Below are 16,741 nucleotides of genomic sequence, written 5' to 3'. Positions count from 1 at the left end.
GACACTATCCCAAAAAGTGTGTAACTAAAAATTTTGAAGATAGGGTTAAGATTCATTTAATCTGACCCTATCTTCAAATATAATAAGAAAACTGTTAAGTATTACTCCCCAGTTTCTAATAGGCTGAGTCCATTTTTTACTTACCTCCCTAACTGATAAAAATACAGATTTCATCACAGCATCATCAGTCGGGAAAGAGAGCTTGTTTTTGGTGTATTTTCTAATCTTACCGTTAAGGTTTTCAATTAAGTTAGTGGTATAAATGATTTTTCTAATTTCCACAGGATAATCAAAAAACACAGTGAGTTCATCCCAATTGTCTTTCCAGCTTTTAATGGCATAAGAGTATTTTGATTCCCATTTGAGGGCAAAATCATTTAAAGCTGCCAAAGCCGCTTCCTTATTAGGAGCAGTATAAATTTCCTTCATGTCACGGGTGAACTCTTTTTTATCCTTCCAGACCACATATCGGCAAGTATTCCTAATTTGATGGACTACGCATATCTGAGTGACTGATTCAGGAAAAGATGCCCTTATAGTATCAGTAAAGCCGTTGAGGTTGTCTGTTGCCGTGATCAGGATGTCTTCCACACCTCTTGCCTTTAAATCGGTCAGGACGCTCATCCAAAATGCAGAGGATTCGTTCTTTCCCAACCACAAGCCCAATACTTCCTTCATTCCATTAGTCTTGAGCCCCACAGCAATGTAAACCGTTTTATTAACCACTTTGGAGTTCTCTCTTACTTTAAAAGAAATTCCATCCATCCATACAATTAAGTAAACAGGATCGAGTGGTCTGTTTCTCCAGGCTACAATGTCCTCTGCAATGGTATCTGTAATTCTTGATATGGTAGAGGTGGAAACATTGATATCATAGAGCTCCCGTATCTGCTCTTCTATATCCTGATTGGACATTCCTTTGGCGTACATGGAAATAATAACGTTTTCAATGCCTTCTGCCATTCCTTTTCTTTTAGGGACTAGCACCGGTTCAAAGCTTCCTTCCCTGTCTCTGGGAACATTAATGGAGGCTTCGCCAAAGGAGTTTTTGAGTTTTTTATTTGAATAACCATTACGAGAATTGGAACTGGTAGTCTTTTGGTTTTTATCATACCCCAAGTGGCCATCCAGCTCTGCTTCCAGCATTTTTTCTACCGCACGCTTTTGAAGTTGCTGCAGGAAATCATTGAGTTCATCTCCGTTCTTAAATTGCTTTAAAAACTCTTCGTTTAATAAATCTTCTTTTTTCATCTTACAATCTGTGTGTTTATAAAGTTAAAAATATTTACACACAAATTGAGAAAAGCGCCTGCCGCGGGCTCCTCGAAATTTAAGTAGCGATTTTTACAAAATCACTCCCTAAATTTCCGAGGCTCAATAACTGTTTTGTAAGCCCTGATTTAGAACTTACACAGTTTATGAGATACTCCCCTTAATTCTAAATCCTATTAAAAGCATATCATCTACTTGTTCTGCTGTGCCTTTCCAATTCTCAACCATTTCTTTAATGTGTTCTTCTTGTTTGTTAACAGTATCTTTATGAATAGCTTCCAAATTTCTCCGTAGGCACTTTATCCCAAGTTTTTTATCTTTTGAACCACCAAATTGATCTTGAATTCCATCGGAAAAAAGATAAATCATGATTGGATTTTCTATTGCAATGGTATGGTTCGTGAATTTCATTTTTTGATGGCTTATAAAACTTTCACCAATTGAATATCGGTTATCTCTGATAGTATTTAATTCACCATTTTCGAAATAAACTAACTTGTGACCTGCACCAGAAAACATCAATTTCCTATCATAAATGGCACAAAGTCCGATTTCCATTCCATCATTACCATAGTTTTCATCTTGCTTTAGCATAATTCTCAGCCTCCTGTCCATTTCAGTTAAAATTTCAGCAGGCTGATTAAAATCCAGCTCAATAATAACCTGAGATAATAGGGCGTCAGCAATCATGCTCATAAATGCACCCGGAACTCCATGCCCTGTACAATCAATAGAAGCAATAAACTTGATTTCCTTTCCATCAACTTTTTTCTGGTGAAACCAATAGAAGTCACCACTTACAATGTCTCTAGCTTGATAAAATATGAAAGATTCAGGTAATGCTTTTTTAATGGTTTTTAAATCAGGTAAAAGTGAGTTTTGAATTTTCTGAGCATAGTTAATACTGTCGGTTACATCCTGATTTCTTTTTTCTAATATACTATAGGCTTCAGACAGCTGATCTCTATGAGTTTCTATTTCTTCTTTTTGACTTTTTAGCTCTTCTGTCATTTCGCCCAACTGAAAATTTCTTTCCTCAATTTCTTGATTTTGAGAGTTTAATAAAGTCAAAGCTTTTCGTTTCAATCGGTTTCTACTAATGTATACAGCTAAAGACAATGCTAAAAGTAAAAGTATTATCAAAGAGCCTAATATTACAATGTTCTTTTGAGTGATAGATTCTTTACTCAATTCACTTTCTTGTTTGAGTAAATTTATTTCTGCTTCTCGCTGCTTAGCTTCATATAATTCCTGCAGTTCTAGAAATTTCTCTGTTGTTTCTTCATCGTAAATTTTATCGTTTGTTTCAACAAATTTCTTTAAATCATTATAGGCTTGTGTGTTATCCCCTAAAATTTTATGGAGACTACTTCTTAGTTCGTATCCTTTTCTTAAGTAATAATTCGATTCTGATTTTTTCGCACTATTAATAGAAGAATCTGCAAATTGTAAAGCATTACTGAATTGTTTTTTCTTTAGATAAATATTTGAAATAGTAAGGTAAGCCTCGCTTATAGCTGCAAAATCTGGATCTAAAGAGTATTGAATTTCTAAACCTCTTAACAGGAAAATCAATGCTTTATCAAAATTATTATTTCTTTCTAAAGCCACACCATAATTTATAAATGCAATAGAGTTAATGTAATCTTCACTTAGATCTTCGAATTGAATGGCTTTTTCAGCATAATATTCAGCAGAATCGTATTCTTCCATTCGAACATACATATCAGCAATGTTCAATAGCCCAATCATCTGATCTTGAGGTAGATTATTTTCCTTTGCATATCGAATATTGTACCGATAATATTCCAAAGCTTTGGCATAATTGCCCATTTCATCATATGTAAGTGCGAGATGGGTAATGATATAATCAATTAACTTCTCATTTTTTGATGCTTTAGCGATTTCATAAGCCTCTAAATATAATTTCAAGGCTTTGTCTAGCGCACCTAAATTATAGTAGGAGTATGCAATCATTGCTTTTCCATAAACAATATTGGTGGTGTCTTTCTTTTTTTTGGCTAATTCCAGCAATTGCTCAGCATAAGAAATGGCTTTTTCATTATCGTTAAATTGATATTTTGAGCTTAACTCATAGTATAAGCTCATCCGCTGAGAATCGGATTTTGCATTATTTAAATCCTTTTTCAATTCTTTTATTAACTGACCAAAAGAGGACAGAGAAAAAAACAACAGAAGAATAAATATTATTCTATGCACTTATAATGGATTTATCACGTGATTGATATGCAATTTATCAATTCATTTTATAATAAATCAAAGGTTAAGGTATTTAATATAATAGTAGTATAATACTGTCTGAATTTATGTTTTTTATATTAGTCTATTAGAATAGAGTTTAGTTTTTCATCTTTCTTTTCAGCAACTGGGCATTTAATGCCACTATAATTGTACTTAAGCTCATTAATCCTGCCCCAACAGCAGGGCTTAAAATAATTCCTGCAAAAGCTAAAGCTCCTGCAGCCATTGGGATAGCTACAATATTATAACCTGCCGCCCAGAACAGGTTTTGCATCATTTTTTGATAGGTAGCTTTACCAAATTCCAAAAGGTGCACAATGTCCATAGGATTGCTATTGACTAAAATAATATCAGCAGTTTCTGCTGCCACATCAGTTCCTGATCCAATTGCAATACCTACATCTGCTTTGGCAAGTGCAGGCGCATCATTTACTCCATCACCTGTCATGGCCACTATTTCGCCCTTTTCCTGCAGATCTCCAATAATTTTTTGTTTGTCTTCAGGGAGCACTTCAGAATAGTAATCATCCAAGCCTAATTCTTTGCTTACAGATTTAGCTACTTCTTCATTGTCTCCAGTAGCCATGATGACTTTCAAGCCATTCTCTTTTAATCTTTTAATTGCTTCATAAGATTCCTTTCTAATTTCATCCGCCATTGAAATATACCCAATCAAATCTTTGCCCCTAAGGATATAAACTATTGTTTCTGCTTTTTCATTTTTTGTATCTTTAGGTAATTCAATATTATTTTCCTCTAGATACCCAGGACTTACAATCTTAAACGGGTCATCATTTATTTTTGCTTGAATTCCTTCACCAGTCAGATTTTCAAAATCTGAAATTTCCATAAAATCTAATCCTTTATCTTTATGCTTAGTCAAAATTCCAGTTGCAATTGGATGTTCAGATTCTTTTTCGAGTGATGCGGCTATTTTTAGAATGTCCTCATTTTTATATTCTTCTGAAGTACTTTTAAACTGATTTACCACGAAATTTCCTTTTGTTAGGGTTCCTGTTTTATCAAAAATTAGGGTTGTGATATTTCGAGCATTCTCAAATGCAGTTCTATTTCTAATAAGTAAACCATTTTTAGCAGAAACTGAGGTTGAAATGGCAACTACCAAAGGCATTGCCAATCCTAATGCATGAGGGCAGGCAATAATCATAACGGTCACCATTCTTTCCAAAGCGTAGTCAAATTCTTTTCCTTGCCACAACCAAACACCTAAAGTGGTGAATCCAGAGAAAAGTGCAATATAAAATAGCCAAGCAGCAGCTTTATTGGCAAGATTTTGCGTTTTGGATTTAGTCTCTTGTGCGGATTTCACCATATCCACTACCTTATTTAAATAGGAGTCATCGCTATCTTCTTTTATTTTAAATTGAATGGAAGAAGAGCCATTTACTGAACCGCCAATAACCACATCACCTTCTTTTTTACTTACTGGTTTTGATTCACCAGTTATCATGGATTCATTTATATCGCTTTTGCCTTTTTCAATAATGCCATCTGCAGGAATTTTTTCTCCTGGTTTTACTAGAACCAAATCTCCTGCTTCCAATTCAGAGATTTTTACTTCATGTGTATCTCCATTCTCATCCAGCTTCAAAGCGGTAGATGGAAGCAGTTTAGCCAATTCTTCTACTGCACCCGAAGCACCCATAATCGACTTCATCTCAATCCAATGCCCCAGCAACATGATGGCAATTAAGCTGGCTAATTCCCAGAAGAAAATTTTCCCCTCTAGTCCAAAAACAACAGCTGAGCTATAAAAATAGGCTACACTAATTGCCAGCGCAATTAAGGTCATCATGCCAGGTTTGCGATCGGAAATTTCATCCTTCAATCCTTTTAGAAAAGGAAATCCGCAATAGAAAAATACTATAGTGGACAATGCAAATTGAACATATCTATCATATTGGAAGCGTAATTCATATCCCAATAATTCCTGAATCATTGGTGCCAGAACCATTATAGGTATAGTAATGATGATAGAAATCCAAAATCGCTTTTTGAAATCTTTTATCATATGGGCATGATGTTCATGATGATCGTGTTCATCTTGATTATGACCTTCATGATCATGGTGATCGTGCTTTTCTTGAGAATGTTGATGGCTTGTAGACATTGAAAAATCAGTTAATATGAGAATTTTAATAAAATTAACTTATAGTATAAATGGAATTAATTTAATAATGTTTCGAAAGGGTGGGGCTAAATGGATTACACTAGTTTTCAATGGTGCCATTTATTGACAATCCTAAAATAGACTGTCATTATTGCAGCTTTCCGACTATATGGCGCAAGAATTCATCAGAGGGAGGTTAGAATGAAATTTCTTTGAATCCCACTCTATTTAGTATGTAAATATTTGATTACTAATCAATTATGGGTGGTTTTTTTTTGAAATACCAATGATATTTGGTGGAATTGGGGTTTAGATGCACAATGCTTGCATAGTCAAAAGTGCAATTGGAATTAATTCTTTATATTTAATAAACAAAAATTTACTTATGAAAGTACTTGTAATAGGAGCTGGAAATATGGGGTTGGCTTATGCTAAAGCCCTTGTGAAATCTGAATTTCTGTCAAATCACAACCTAATGATTTCAGATACCAGTCCTGAAAAAACAGAAGAACTTAAGAAAATTAGTCGTTTTGATGTTTTTACTAACCTCTCGGATTGCCTTCCAAAAGCAGACATTATTTTCATAGCTGTAAAACCTTATCATACTGATGAGTTGTTTGCAGAACTTAAGCCGATGATGTCTCCAGATCAAATTGTAATTTCGATCATGGCAGGAGTTACCATTCAAAGTATGAAGGATGGATTGGGAATTACTAAAGTAGTAAGAGCAATGCCAAATCTTCCTGCTCAAGTTGGAAAAGGTTTGACTTCTTTTACGGCCTCTGATGAAGTTTCAAGACTAGAACTTTCCACTGTCGAAAATCTTTTGGACACTACTGGTCGTTCAGTAAGATTAGATACTGAAAATGATATAGATGCTTCAACTGGTATTTCAGGTAGTGGCCCTGCTTATGTTTTCTATTTTATGAACTCCATGATGGAAGCTGCTAAGAAAATGGGTTTTTCAGATCATGATTCAAAAGTTTTAGTAGGCCAAACGTTTGAAGGTGCCGTGGAATTATTTAACAAATCTAATTTGAGTCCTGAAGGATGGATGAAAAGAGTTGCTTCTAAAGGTGGAACAACACGCGCTGCTTTGGATTCAATGGAAGATAATAATGTAAAGCAATTAATAGAAGATGCAGCCTATGCAGCATTCAATAGAGCAGTAGAATTAGGTAAAGAATCTTAAACTATAGTATTGTGACTAAAGATATCAAAAGAGTAGTAGTGAAAATTGGAACTAATGTGATGACTAATCGAGATAATCGCATAGTAGTTCCTATTTTGAAGAGGATAGTAGATCAAGTAGCACGACTTTATGAGGAGGATGTCATGACAGTTATCATTTCCTCTGGTTCTGTAATTGCAGGAAAAGAAGTGCTTGATGATAATAAAATTGATAACATTGATAATGCTGCGCAAAGAAGGCAGGTCTATTCTGCGGTTGGTCAACCCAGAATGATGCGACATTATTACAGTATTTTTCACGATTATGGGATGAGATGTGCGCAAGTTTTGGCAACTAAAAGAGATTTCGACTTTGGAAGGCATCGCGATAATATGATAAACTGCTACGAAGGTTTATTAAGCCAAGGAATAATTCCAATAGCTAATGAAGATGATGCAGTTTCGCTTTCCATGTCAATGTTTTCTGATAATGATGAATTAGCAAGTTTAGTGGCAGAATTAATTAATGCGGATACTCTTATTTTGCTTACTGATACTGACGGTATTTTTGATGGTCACCCAGATCATGACGATTCACATCTGATAAAAAGTGTTACAACCGACCAGGAAGTAGAACAATTTATTCAAGAATCCGATAAAAAAGAAGGAGAAGGAAGAGGAGGAATGGAATCTAAGATTAATGTAGCCAAAGGTGCCGCATCAAAAGATATCGTAACTTACATTGCAAACGGTAAACGTGAGGATGTCATCATTGATATCGTTCACGGGAAAGATGTAGGGACTAGGATTTACAAAGAGGTGGATTAATTATTTCCTTCAGCTTCTAAAAATTTATTTTGAACTTAAATTTATATGCTTTTATGAAGCTTTTAAATACAGAACTTAAAAACGCAGTTTTACAATCAATGATAGATAATCTTGATAAAAACCGAGATGCTATCATTGCTGCCAATAAAAAAGATTTAGATGCATTCGATAGAGATGATCAAGCACTTTACGACCGATTAGTGGTAGATTCCGCTAAAGTCGATGATATGATTAGAGCAGTTCGTGAAGTCAAAGATCAGGATGACCCTGTGGGTACAGTTATCAGTCAGGACACACTTGAAAACGGGCTGAGCATTACGAACAAAGCTGCACCTTTCGGTACTATTATGATTATTTATGAATCTCGACCGGATGTGACCATAGAGGCTGCTGTTTTAGCTTTTAAAGCCAATAATAAAATTCTATTAAAAGGTGGTAAAGAAGCCCATAGTAGTAATGAGGAATTGGTAAAATGTTGGCATCAATCTCTGAATGACAATGGTTTAGATAACGATTGGATTCAATATCTGAAAATGGATAGAGCTACAACTCAGGAATTTTTAAGAAATCCTGACCAGCCGCTAGATTTAATAGTACCAAGAGGAGGCGAAAGATTAATTGAGTTTGTAAAACAGCATGCAAAATGTGCGGTTTTAGTAAGTGGAAGAGGAAATAATTTTGCATATGTGGCGCCTGATGCTGATATGGAAAAAGTTATCCCTGTACTGGTAAACGCTAAAACAGATAAAATTTCTGGATGCAATGCATTAGATAAAATATTGGTCGATGAAAATCACCCTCAATTTGAAGAAACACTTCAACGAATTGAAAAAGCGTTGAGTGATAAAGGTGTTCAAATTGTGGCAAGTGATCAGGTAATTAGGCATTTGGAAACATCAGACAAAATCGAAAGCGATGATGTTTGGTACGAGGAATTTTTAGCTATGAAAGCAGCTATTTCTTCAGTCGATGGTCTTGATAATGCTATTGAATTTATCAATAAATATTCAGGAGGACATTCTAATATTATTCTTACGGAAACTCAAGATGATGCTATGAAATTCATGGAGCAAATTGATAGTGCTGCGGTTTATCACAATGCCTCTACTCGCTTTACTGATGGTGGTCAAATGGGTGTAGGAGCGGAATTGGCAATTAGTACAGATAAATTGCACCATAGAGGTCCATTAGGCTTAAAACAGCTTGTAACAAACAAATATTATGTTTTAGGGGACGGACAAATAAGAAAGTAATAATTCCTTATAATTATAAACTAAAGAGGCTATCAAAATATTTTATTTTGATAGCCTCTTTTTTTATTTGTATTTAATATTGTAAGCGAGTTGGAATCCTAGTCTTAATCTTGACATTGCTCCAATTTGCAAGTCACTTTCTTCTCCTCTCGTATTGAAAATTTTATCTGGTTCGACCAACCCATTATCCATTTCAGAAAACTCATAAACATATCGGTAGCCTATACCAGCGAAGATAGTGACATGTAGTGGGTCATAGTCATAGGTTTGGCCAATTTTCAAATTGATACCAGGAATTATTCTTTCAACTCTTGAATCGTAAAATCTGAAATATTCACACTCGCCAAATTGACTATTGCAGCCAAAGCCACCAATTCGTTCTGAATCAAAACTCATCCAATAAAATTGTGGTTCAAAATCAATAAAAGTGGTTGAATTGGGTGGATAATTATCATCATTATTTAAGAAAAGTCTAAAATACAAATAGGCTTTTAAACCATTCGCATTAGTTTGCCAGCTTTCTTCAATTTCATTATTAAAACCTTGCAAGTTATAAATGTAACCTAACTCTAAACCTAATGCACTATTACTATTGAGTGACTTCATTAGCCCGACATCAAATGAATTGTAAGTCTCAAATGGTGAACTCATTGAAAGACTTAAGAGCAGTAATGGGTTATATTGGTTCTCGATGCTATCTTCGTTAATTTCCATATTTTGGGTAAATCCCATAGTTGTTGAAAATATAACTAAAGCAGTTATTAAAATTTTACTCATTTGTTGGAGCTGTAGTGATTTGACTTAATTCTTTTAGATCGTAAGGGTTTTCATAGTCGTATTGAAAAATCCCGTTTTTACCAGTAATAATCAATTCTTTTCTACCATAATTTGTTATTACATCGTAGCTCGGTATACTATCATAATGCGATATTAATTCAGGATTTGGCCTGTCTTTAATGTTAAAGACTTTAAATCCAAAATCTCCTTCACACACAAATAAAACAGTATCACTTACGGATAATCCATGAGGATTAAGCATTGGAATGGTTTTTAATAATCTAGGGTTTCTTAAATCAGAAACATCTACCACCTCCATGCGGTCTTCGCCTGTTTGACAGGTAGTCCCGCCTCTTAGTGTAACGTAGGCTATGCCATTTGACACGACTACTGGGTCACATGCAAATGAATGTTCAAAATCTGATAAGTAAGTTGGGACTGGACTATTCTCAACCGAATATATTTTCATTCCCCATTGAGTTCCTAAAAATAGATAATTTTCATACGGAAAAATAGTTTCAACTCCAGCGCCAACATCATCAGTTCCCAGCAACTCAGGATTTTCGGGATTGCTAATATCAAATGTTTTCAAGGTTGATTCATCCACGATGTACAAATATCCTTTTAGAAAGGTAAATCTAGCCATAGAGCCACCTTTACCTTCTCCGCTACCATCAAATTCAGCATCAGAATCACAAGCTGAGAAAATTAGGAGTAGTGGTAAAAATGCTAATATTGGTAAAATAGATAGTTTTATATTTTTCATGTCTTTTGATAGTTTCATTTTTAACGATAGCATTCTGGAGAATTTAAAGTTGTGTATTCCCATCCAATTACGAGTCCTTTGGAAGGATCCGGACATTCAAAATAGAAGCCTTGTTGTTGAGGATATTGCGAACCAAATGGAAATACGTCTTTAACTCGCGAAGCAATTTGAACATTGGTTGGATTACTAATATCAATCGCCAGTAAATCGGAGGCTTGGTCAGCATAAAGAATATTATCTCTTACCGCTACATCATTACTTCCAGTAATTTGAATAAAACCAATATTTACAGGATTCTCAGGGTTTTCATTATTGAAGACATGTACTCCTTTTAATCGGTCAACTACTAATAGAAATTCATTGATAACGTAAATCTTGCCTGGATTTTCCATTTCACGTGGCGGTAAAGTTTTTACTTCCTGCTCACTTTCAGTTGCATAAACTGGTCTGTAGCCCTCCACCTCTTCCACATCGAAATTGGGTACATTCGTCCAATTGGTGCAGGAGAGTATGATAATGGGCAATAATCCAATGGTTAAAAGTTTAATTGAAAATCTTTTCATCTTATTAGATTTGTTTTATTAGTCCGACTTAATGACACATGTACTCGAATTTTGGTTGTAAATGCTACTATTTTAATTCTAATAATCTTATTGATTTTTCTATAAATTGTATAAAATATGCGATGTATTTCAGCTTATGAATGTTACTTTTTCAAATAAATATAGCATCTTAGCAAGATGTTAAAGGTAGTGATAAAGCTCTTAATTTCTTCATTATTATGTTCTGTATTGTTTGTTTACTCTTTTGAATCTGTTGCTCAAAGGAAAGGAAACAAGAAGGATAGTACCGAGGTCATTAGATTAAATAATTTATTCAAAATAAAATATGCTAGTGAACCTGCTGAAAGCTTTGAGTATGCCACCACTGCATTAGAAATTTCTAGAAAGATTAATTTCCTTTCGGGGGAAGCAACCGCCAGTAACAATTTAGGTGTATACAATAAACAAAAAGGTGATTATGATAATGCTCTAAGGTATTTTAAGGAGGCATTAAATCTATATGATTCATTAAATGATAAAACAGGAGCCGCCAAAGCATTGAGTAATATCGGAAATATTTATTCTATTAACGAAGATTTTGAAAGGGCATTAGATTATTACAAGGATGCTAAAATTATCTTTGAAGAGTTAAGTGATTCCTCAAAGCTTCTAAGGATTTTGAATAATATTGGAAATATTTATTTAGATAACGGTCAGGAAAAAGAGGCAATTAGCTATTACAGGAAGGTTTTAACATTTTATTTAAGCAGTTCAGAAAAAAGCACGTTATTTGACCCTTTTAGTAATATAGGGAAAATATATTTCAATCAGAAGCAATACGATAGCGCTCTTTTTTATTTTACTAAATCTTTGAAAAAGGAGGAGGATTCGGGAAATAAATTTGGGGTTTCAGCTGCCTTGGTAAAAATAGCCAGGCTACACAATGCGAGAGGAAGTTTGCTGGCTGCCAGAAATGCAGGCTTGGATGCAATTGACATTGCCCAGTCAATTAATGCTAAACCAATTCTTTTGGATGCTTACAGTACTTTAGCAGAAGTGTATTTACATTTCGATGATTTAGAAAACTCCTATGTCTACATGAATCAGTATCATATCATGAAAGACAGTATTTTTAATGAAAGCTCTCGCAGAGCAATAGCAGAACTTGAAAAAAGCATTGAGCTAGAGCAGAAAGAGAAAGAAATAGCCCTTTTAAGAAAAGAGTCAGAAATTAAAGATTTGCAGTATCAAAACGGGCAGCTTTACATTTACGGTTCTGCAGCTTTCTCCATTTTATTGCTTGCTTTGGCGATCATTTCATTTCTTAAATTCAAACAAAATAGAAAAGCTAAATATCTTTTGGAATATCAAAACCAGGAGATTTTAAAAAGTAAACAGGCTATAGAAATACAGAAAATGAAGCTGGAAAGTTGGAATCAAAATATTACCGATTCTATAGAATATGCTAAAAGCATACAAGAAGGCATCATGAATAAAAATAATTTCAAGGAAAATATCCCATTTTCATTTGTGTATTTTAAGCCTAAAGATATTGTAAGCGGTGATTTTTATTGGTATTCTCGGCAAGAGGGTTGCGATATTTTAGCTTTAATTGATTGCACTGGCCATGGAGTTGCTGGTGCTTTTATGACCGTAATTGCCAATGCTACCATGAACCAAATTGTGAATGAAGAAAAAGAAACTGAACCACATAAGATATTGGCAAAACTGGATATTAAAGTAATGGATATCCTGAAGCAGAAGGAGGTTACCACTAGTAATCACAGTATGGATGTGGCACTATGTAAAATTGATTATACAAATAAAATGGTAACTTTTGCTGGAGCAAAAAGACCACTGTATGTAGTCGAAAATAATAAGTTGATTGAATTTAAGGGAAATAATTTCACAGTAGGGGAGTATTTTAATAGTCCCGATAAGAAATTCACTTACCAAGAGATCGATTTTGAAGAAAATCAAACATTTTATTTGAGTTCGGATGGTTTTGCAGACCAGTTTGGGTTCAATACCCAGAAAAAATATCTCCGTAAAAGGTTTAAAACGCTTTTAGAAAGCATTTCAAATAAAAGCTTGCCCGAGCAAAGCAAAAGCCTAGAGCTAGAGATGAAAAGATGGCAGGGAGAGATGGAACAAACCGATGATATGTTGGTTATTGGGTTTAGGGTTTGAAAAATTTTTCATTAAGCCATAATAGTAAAAAGTTCGCAGGCGTCTAAGACGCAAAATAGTCTCGCCAAGACGCAAAGGCGCAAAGTTTTCGCAAAGAGAGAATTTAGCCTCGACCTTAGACGTTGGATCACTGAAAGGAAGCAAAAAAGATAGCTATTATAAAACTAGAAGGCCATAAAAAAAGCCATCCCAATAATTTTGGAATGGCTTTTCAATTTTGTTAAAGCTGATTTTAACTAAAAATAAGTGATTTAATAAAATTATTAAAAGCTCTATTTAATCAACATTTTCCCACCTACTAATCCTTCAGCAGACTGCAACTGATAACGATAAAGCCCAGCAGGTAAATCTTTTCTTTCAAACTTGATCGATTGATTGTCTGAGCCAAGATTATCATATTTCTCTTCTCTTACTAATTGCCCTTTTAGATCAAAAATCAATAAATTAACCGACTGCGTTTGCGGCAGGTTAAATTGGATTGTTGTAAAATCAGAAAAAGGGTTTGGAAAAGCAGAATGATCAATTAGTTTTTGTTCTTTCTTTGAACTCAAAATTCTTTGAGTGGCAAACGACCAGCTGATTGAATCATTTTCTTTGCCTGTTATACTTATAATACTGCTCTTAGGGATTACAACTTCATAAGTATTGGAACCTAATCCACTATGCACCAAATGCAATGTTAAGCTATCAATATAAATATCGCTTAGGGAAATTGCGTTACCGCTTACATCCTTCAAAGTAATTCCACTTAAATCTATTTCTTCAATTTCTTGATCAAAAGTAAGGTAGATTTCAGTATTCTTTTCTACTGAAGTGGCTTCAGCTACTGGCATTGTTTCTTCCATAATTAAACTGCACGTCTCATCTCCCATAATATTCCAGCCAAAATCATCGATTAATTGTTGTCTGTATTCAGCAGAAGCGCAATAATATAAGCCTTCTGCACTTAGGGCAATGTCAGATGGTATATTGCCATTGGTTGCCCAGCCTTCAAGAGATAAATCATAATTTTGAATAGATATACCTGAATTTGTTAAAAATTCAAATAGGCTTCCTGCATTGGATAAATTCCAATCTCCTAAATTTTGATCATAAGCAGAAGCTTCATAGAACATACCACTCATGTCGGTTACATTGGAAACATTCCAGTTGCTTATGTCCTGATTAAAAGCAACGGCTTCTCGGAACATTTCAGTCATATTGGTCACACTACTCACATCCCAAGTTGAAATATCTGTATTCATAGAATCAGCTCCATAAAACATTCCCCACATATTATTTACATTTGATGTGTTCCATTCACCTATATTTCCCTGAAATGCATCTGATTCCCAAAACATAAAATCCATTTCCTCAACATTTGCAGTGTTCCAGCTGTTCAAATCTTGATTAAAAGCAGTTGTATTGGCAAACATTCTCGACATTTTAGTAACACCGGAAACATCCCAATTGCTTAAATCTTGATTAAAAGAAGAAGCTCCATGGAATAGGTCTGACATATTGGTGACATTGCTGACATCCCAATGACTAATATCTTGGTTTAAGGATTTAGCATTATAAAACATGCGTGACATATCAGTGACTTGTGATAGATCAGGTGCATCATTAGCAGAGATTGTTAAATTCTCAGCACCAGCAAAAGCGGTGTTCATGGAAGTCCATTGGACATCTCCCCAGTTTTCAATATCTAGAATCTTGGATTTATCACCTAAATCTGAAAAATTTATGCTTGTGAAATCTCCATAAATTTTAATACGGTAAGTTCCTGCTTGAGGAAAGGTGAGGGTATGAGTATTATTAGCCCTTTCCTGCCCGCTATTTTCAATGTTTTCAACTTCTTCCCAATGGACGATGTATTCAGCTCCTATGCCAGGGATGCTTATCTGATTGTTTTCACTTGAACCATCATTATCTGTTTTCCAAGTACTAATAAAAGTTGCTTGACAATCTTTTGTGTCTCCGGTAATTGACCAGCCTTTTTCATTTACCAATTGATCTCTAGCTGCTTCGGATAAACAGTATTTCATGTTTTCAGCTCCGAGGTCTAATCCGATTGGGGAATTTGCTTGAGCTGCCCATCCTCTTAGTGTTTGATCATAATTATACGTATTTAAGCCACTTAGATTTAGCATTTCATTTGCATTATTCACATTAGAAATGTCCCAGGATCCTAAGTCTTGATTGAAACTGATTGCGCTTTTAAACATTCTACTCATATCGGTCACTTTAGAAACATCCCAAGAACTTATTTGACCATTAAATGACTCAGCTTGCAAGAACATGTCATGCATATCAGTAACATTTGACACATCCCATCCACTTAAATCTTGATTGAATTCATGTGCACTTTGAAACATTCGGCTTATATTGTTTACGTTAGAAACATTCCATAAACCTATTTTTGCATTGAAAGTAGCAGCTTGTAAGAACATTCCACTCATATCAGTGACATTTGACACATTCCATGTGCTTATGTCCTGATTGAAGGCGCGAGCTGAATAAAACATATTTGTCATGTTTATTACATTTGACACATTCCAATTACTTATATCTTGATTAAATGAGTAAGCTTGTAAAAACATTCTACTCATATTAGTCACATTGGAAACATCCCAATTTCCTAAATCTTGATTAAATTCATATGTATTAGAGAACATCCTCTCCATATTAATAACATTAGATACATTCCAGCTACTTATATCCTGATTAAAAAAAACTGCTCCCGCAAACATACCACTCATATTAGTTACATCCGAAACGTCCCAAGAACTTATATCTTGGTTAAATGAAGATCCTGAAAACATCCAGCTCATGTTTTTCACGTTGGACACGTCCCAATTACTTATGTCTTGATTAAAGGAATCTGCATCGTCAAACATTCTCTCCATGTCAATTATATTAGAGACATCCCAAGCACCTATATTTCCATTAAATGAGTTAGCCATTAAAAACATCCAGTGCATATCAGTCACATTAGATAGATTAGGCATATCTGTGGCCGTCTGCACTAAATTAGAACAGCCATAAAACGCTGCTCTAAAATCTGACCAAGTAATATCTCCCCACTGCTCAATGTCTATGATTTTTTCTTTATCTCCCTTATTATAAAATTGAATTTGTGTAAAGTCGTCAATTAATTTTGTACGCGTTATTTTAATGCGGTAAGTACCAGGCTTAGGAAATGTAACAGTATGTTCATCAGTTCCAGTCTCGCTTCCAAAATTAGTAGCCTCATTACCAACTTCTTCCCATTCTATTTGATAGTCTATGCCGGAACCTGGTATAGTGATTTGGTTATCTTCACTGGTGCCTGGATTATCTGTTTGCCAAACAGTAATAAAAGGGGCATCTTGAGCTAATGCGAAACTTGTTTGAAGAATTAGTAATGTTAAAAAAGACAAAAGTATTCTGCTAACTTTTGAAAAGTTGATTAGGGGAGTAAAAATGTTCATAGACGGGGGTTAAATGGAATGTTTAAAATTTTAATATAATTAGATTGTACAAAAGTACAGGTTTTAATGAAAATTTAAAATATTTACTAATAAAATGG

General features: G+C 34.5%; 11 protein-coding genes. 4 read left to right on the top strand and 7 right to left on the bottom strand.

Features of this window, described 5'->3' with window-relative positions; all coding sequences use genetic code 11:
• Positions 1–45 precede the first annotated feature (45 nt).
• From VFM92_RS00795 to VFM92_RS00785, 3 genes are all read right to left on the bottom strand, one after another.
• Positions 46–1,251: an IS256 family transposase gene (locus VFM92_RS00795; RefSeq protein WP_325120287.1), complete on the bottom strand. Its 1,206-nt coding sequence runs from the start codon at positions 1,249–1,251 to the stop codon at positions 46–48.
• A gap of 165 nt (positions 1,252–1,416) precedes the next feature.
• On the bottom strand, positions 1,417–3,492 hold the full coding sequence (locus VFM92_RS00790; RefSeq protein WP_325120286.1) for a SpoIIE family protein phosphatase: 2,076 nt from the start codon (positions 3,490–3,492) through the stop codon (positions 1,417–1,419).
• A gap of 139 nt (positions 3,493–3,631) precedes the next feature.
• Positions 3,632–5,665, bottom strand: coding sequence for a copper-translocating P-type ATPase (locus VFM92_RS00785; protein ID WP_325120285.1), 2,034 nt, complete (start codon positions 5,663–5,665; stop codon positions 3,632–3,634).
• A 385-nt stretch (positions 5,666–6,050) separates the two neighbouring features.
• Between VFM92_RS00785 and proC the strand changes: the two genes are divergently transcribed.
• From proC to VFM92_RS00770, 3 genes are read left to right on the top strand one after another with little or no spacing between them, the layout of a single operon-like run.
• Positions 6,051–6,857: a pyrroline-5-carboxylate reductase gene (proC, locus tag VFM92_RS00780; RefSeq protein ID WP_325120284.1), complete on the top strand. Its 807-nt coding sequence runs from the start codon at positions 6,051–6,053 to the stop codon at positions 6,855–6,857.
• An 11-nt stretch (positions 6,858–6,868) separates the two neighbouring features.
• Positions 6,869–7,663 (top strand): glutamate 5-kinase, encoded by a 795-nt coding sequence (proB, locus tag VFM92_RS00775; protein WP_325120283.1) that lies wholly within the window; start codon positions 6,869–6,871, stop codon positions 7,661–7,663.
• A 53-nt stretch (positions 7,664–7,716) separates the two neighbouring features.
• Positions 7,717–8,916, top strand: coding sequence for a glutamate-5-semialdehyde dehydrogenase (locus VFM92_RS00770; protein WP_325120282.1), 1,200 nt, complete (start codon positions 7,717–7,719; stop codon positions 8,914–8,916).
• 63 nt (positions 8,917–8,979) lie between these two features.
• On the opposite strand, the gene VFM92_RS00765 is transcribed toward VFM92_RS00770, so the two are convergent.
• Genes VFM92_RS00765 through VFM92_RS00755 form a run of 3 tightly spaced genes read right to left on the bottom strand, consistent with a single transcriptional unit; the run spans position 8,980 to position 11,022 of the window.
• Entirely contained in the window at positions 8,980–9,693 is a 714-nt protein-coding gene (locus tag VFM92_RS00765) for a hypothetical protein (RefSeq protein WP_325120281.1), read from the bottom strand.
• The gene (locus VFM92_RS00760) at positions 9,686–10,459 is read right to left on the bottom strand and encodes a hypothetical protein (protein ID WP_325120280.1); all 774 of its coding nucleotides are present in this window, start codon (positions 10,457–10,459) and stop codon (positions 9,686–9,688) included. The genes VFM92_RS00765 and VFM92_RS00760 overlap by 8 nt, the downstream gene beginning before the upstream one ends.
• A gap of 20 nt (positions 10,460–10,479) precedes the next feature.
• Positions 10,480–11,022, bottom strand: coding sequence for a hypothetical protein (locus tag VFM92_RS00755; RefSeq protein WP_325120279.1), 543 nt, complete (start codon positions 11,020–11,022; stop codon positions 10,480–10,482).
• Between the two features lie 189 nt (positions 11,023–11,211).
• Here VFM92_RS00755 and VFM92_RS00750 point away from each other — a divergent pair, with 189 nt between their 5' ends.
• Positions 11,212–13,191 carry a tetratricopeptide repeat protein gene (locus tag VFM92_RS00750; protein WP_325120278.1) on the top strand — a complete coding sequence of 660 codons (1,980 nt, stop codon included), beginning with the start codon at positions 11,212–11,214 and terminating at the stop codon, positions 13,189–13,191.
• Positions 13,192–13,463: 272 nt separating this feature from the next.
• Here VFM92_RS00750 and VFM92_RS00745 read toward each other — a convergent pair whose 3' ends face one another.
• Complete coding sequence (locus VFM92_RS00745) at positions 13,464–16,643, bottom strand: BspA family leucine-rich repeat surface protein (protein ID WP_325120277.1); 3,180 nt, start codon at positions 16,641–16,643, stop codon at positions 13,464–13,466.
• Between the last annotated feature and the right edge of the window lie 98 nt (positions 16,644–16,741).

This window comes from Marivirga sp., assembly GCF_035704835.1.
Classification (GTDB): domain Bacteria; phylum Bacteroidota; class Bacteroidia; order Cytophagales; family Cyclobacteriaceae; genus Marivirga.
The sequence above is the reverse complement of the archived record's forward strand: the minus strand, read 5'-3'. Positions and strand labels throughout refer to the sequence as shown.

Coding starts and splice junctions, on each gene's coding strand:
- VFM92_RS00795 (WP_325120287.1), bottom strand. CDS start 1,251: ATGAAAAAAGAAGATTTATTAAACGAAGAGTTTTTAAAGCAATTTAAG.
- VFM92_RS00785 (WP_325120285.1), bottom strand. CDS start 5,665: ATGTCTACAAGCCATCAACATTCTCAAGAAAAGCACGATCACCATGAT.
- proC (WP_325120284.1), top strand. CDS start 6,051: ATGAAAGTACTTGTAATAGGAGCTGGAAATATGGGGTTGGCTTATGCT.
- VFM92_RS00770 (WP_325120282.1), top strand. CDS start 7,717: ATGAAGCTTTTAAATACAGAACTTAAAAACGCAGTTTTACAATCAATG.
- VFM92_RS00765 (WP_325120281.1), bottom strand. CDS start 9,693: ATGAGTAAAATTTTAATAACTGCTTTAGTTATATTTTCAACAACTATG.
- VFM92_RS00760 (WP_325120280.1), bottom strand. CDS start 10,459: ATGAAAAATATAAAACTATCTATTTTACCAATATTAGCATTTTTACCA.
- VFM92_RS00755 (WP_325120279.1), bottom strand. CDS start 11,022: ATGAAAAGATTTTCAATTAAACTTTTAACCATTGGATTATTGCCCATT.
- VFM92_RS00745 (WP_325120277.1), bottom strand. CDS start 16,643: ATGAACATTTTTACTCCCCTAATCAACTTTTCAAAAGTTAGCAGAATA.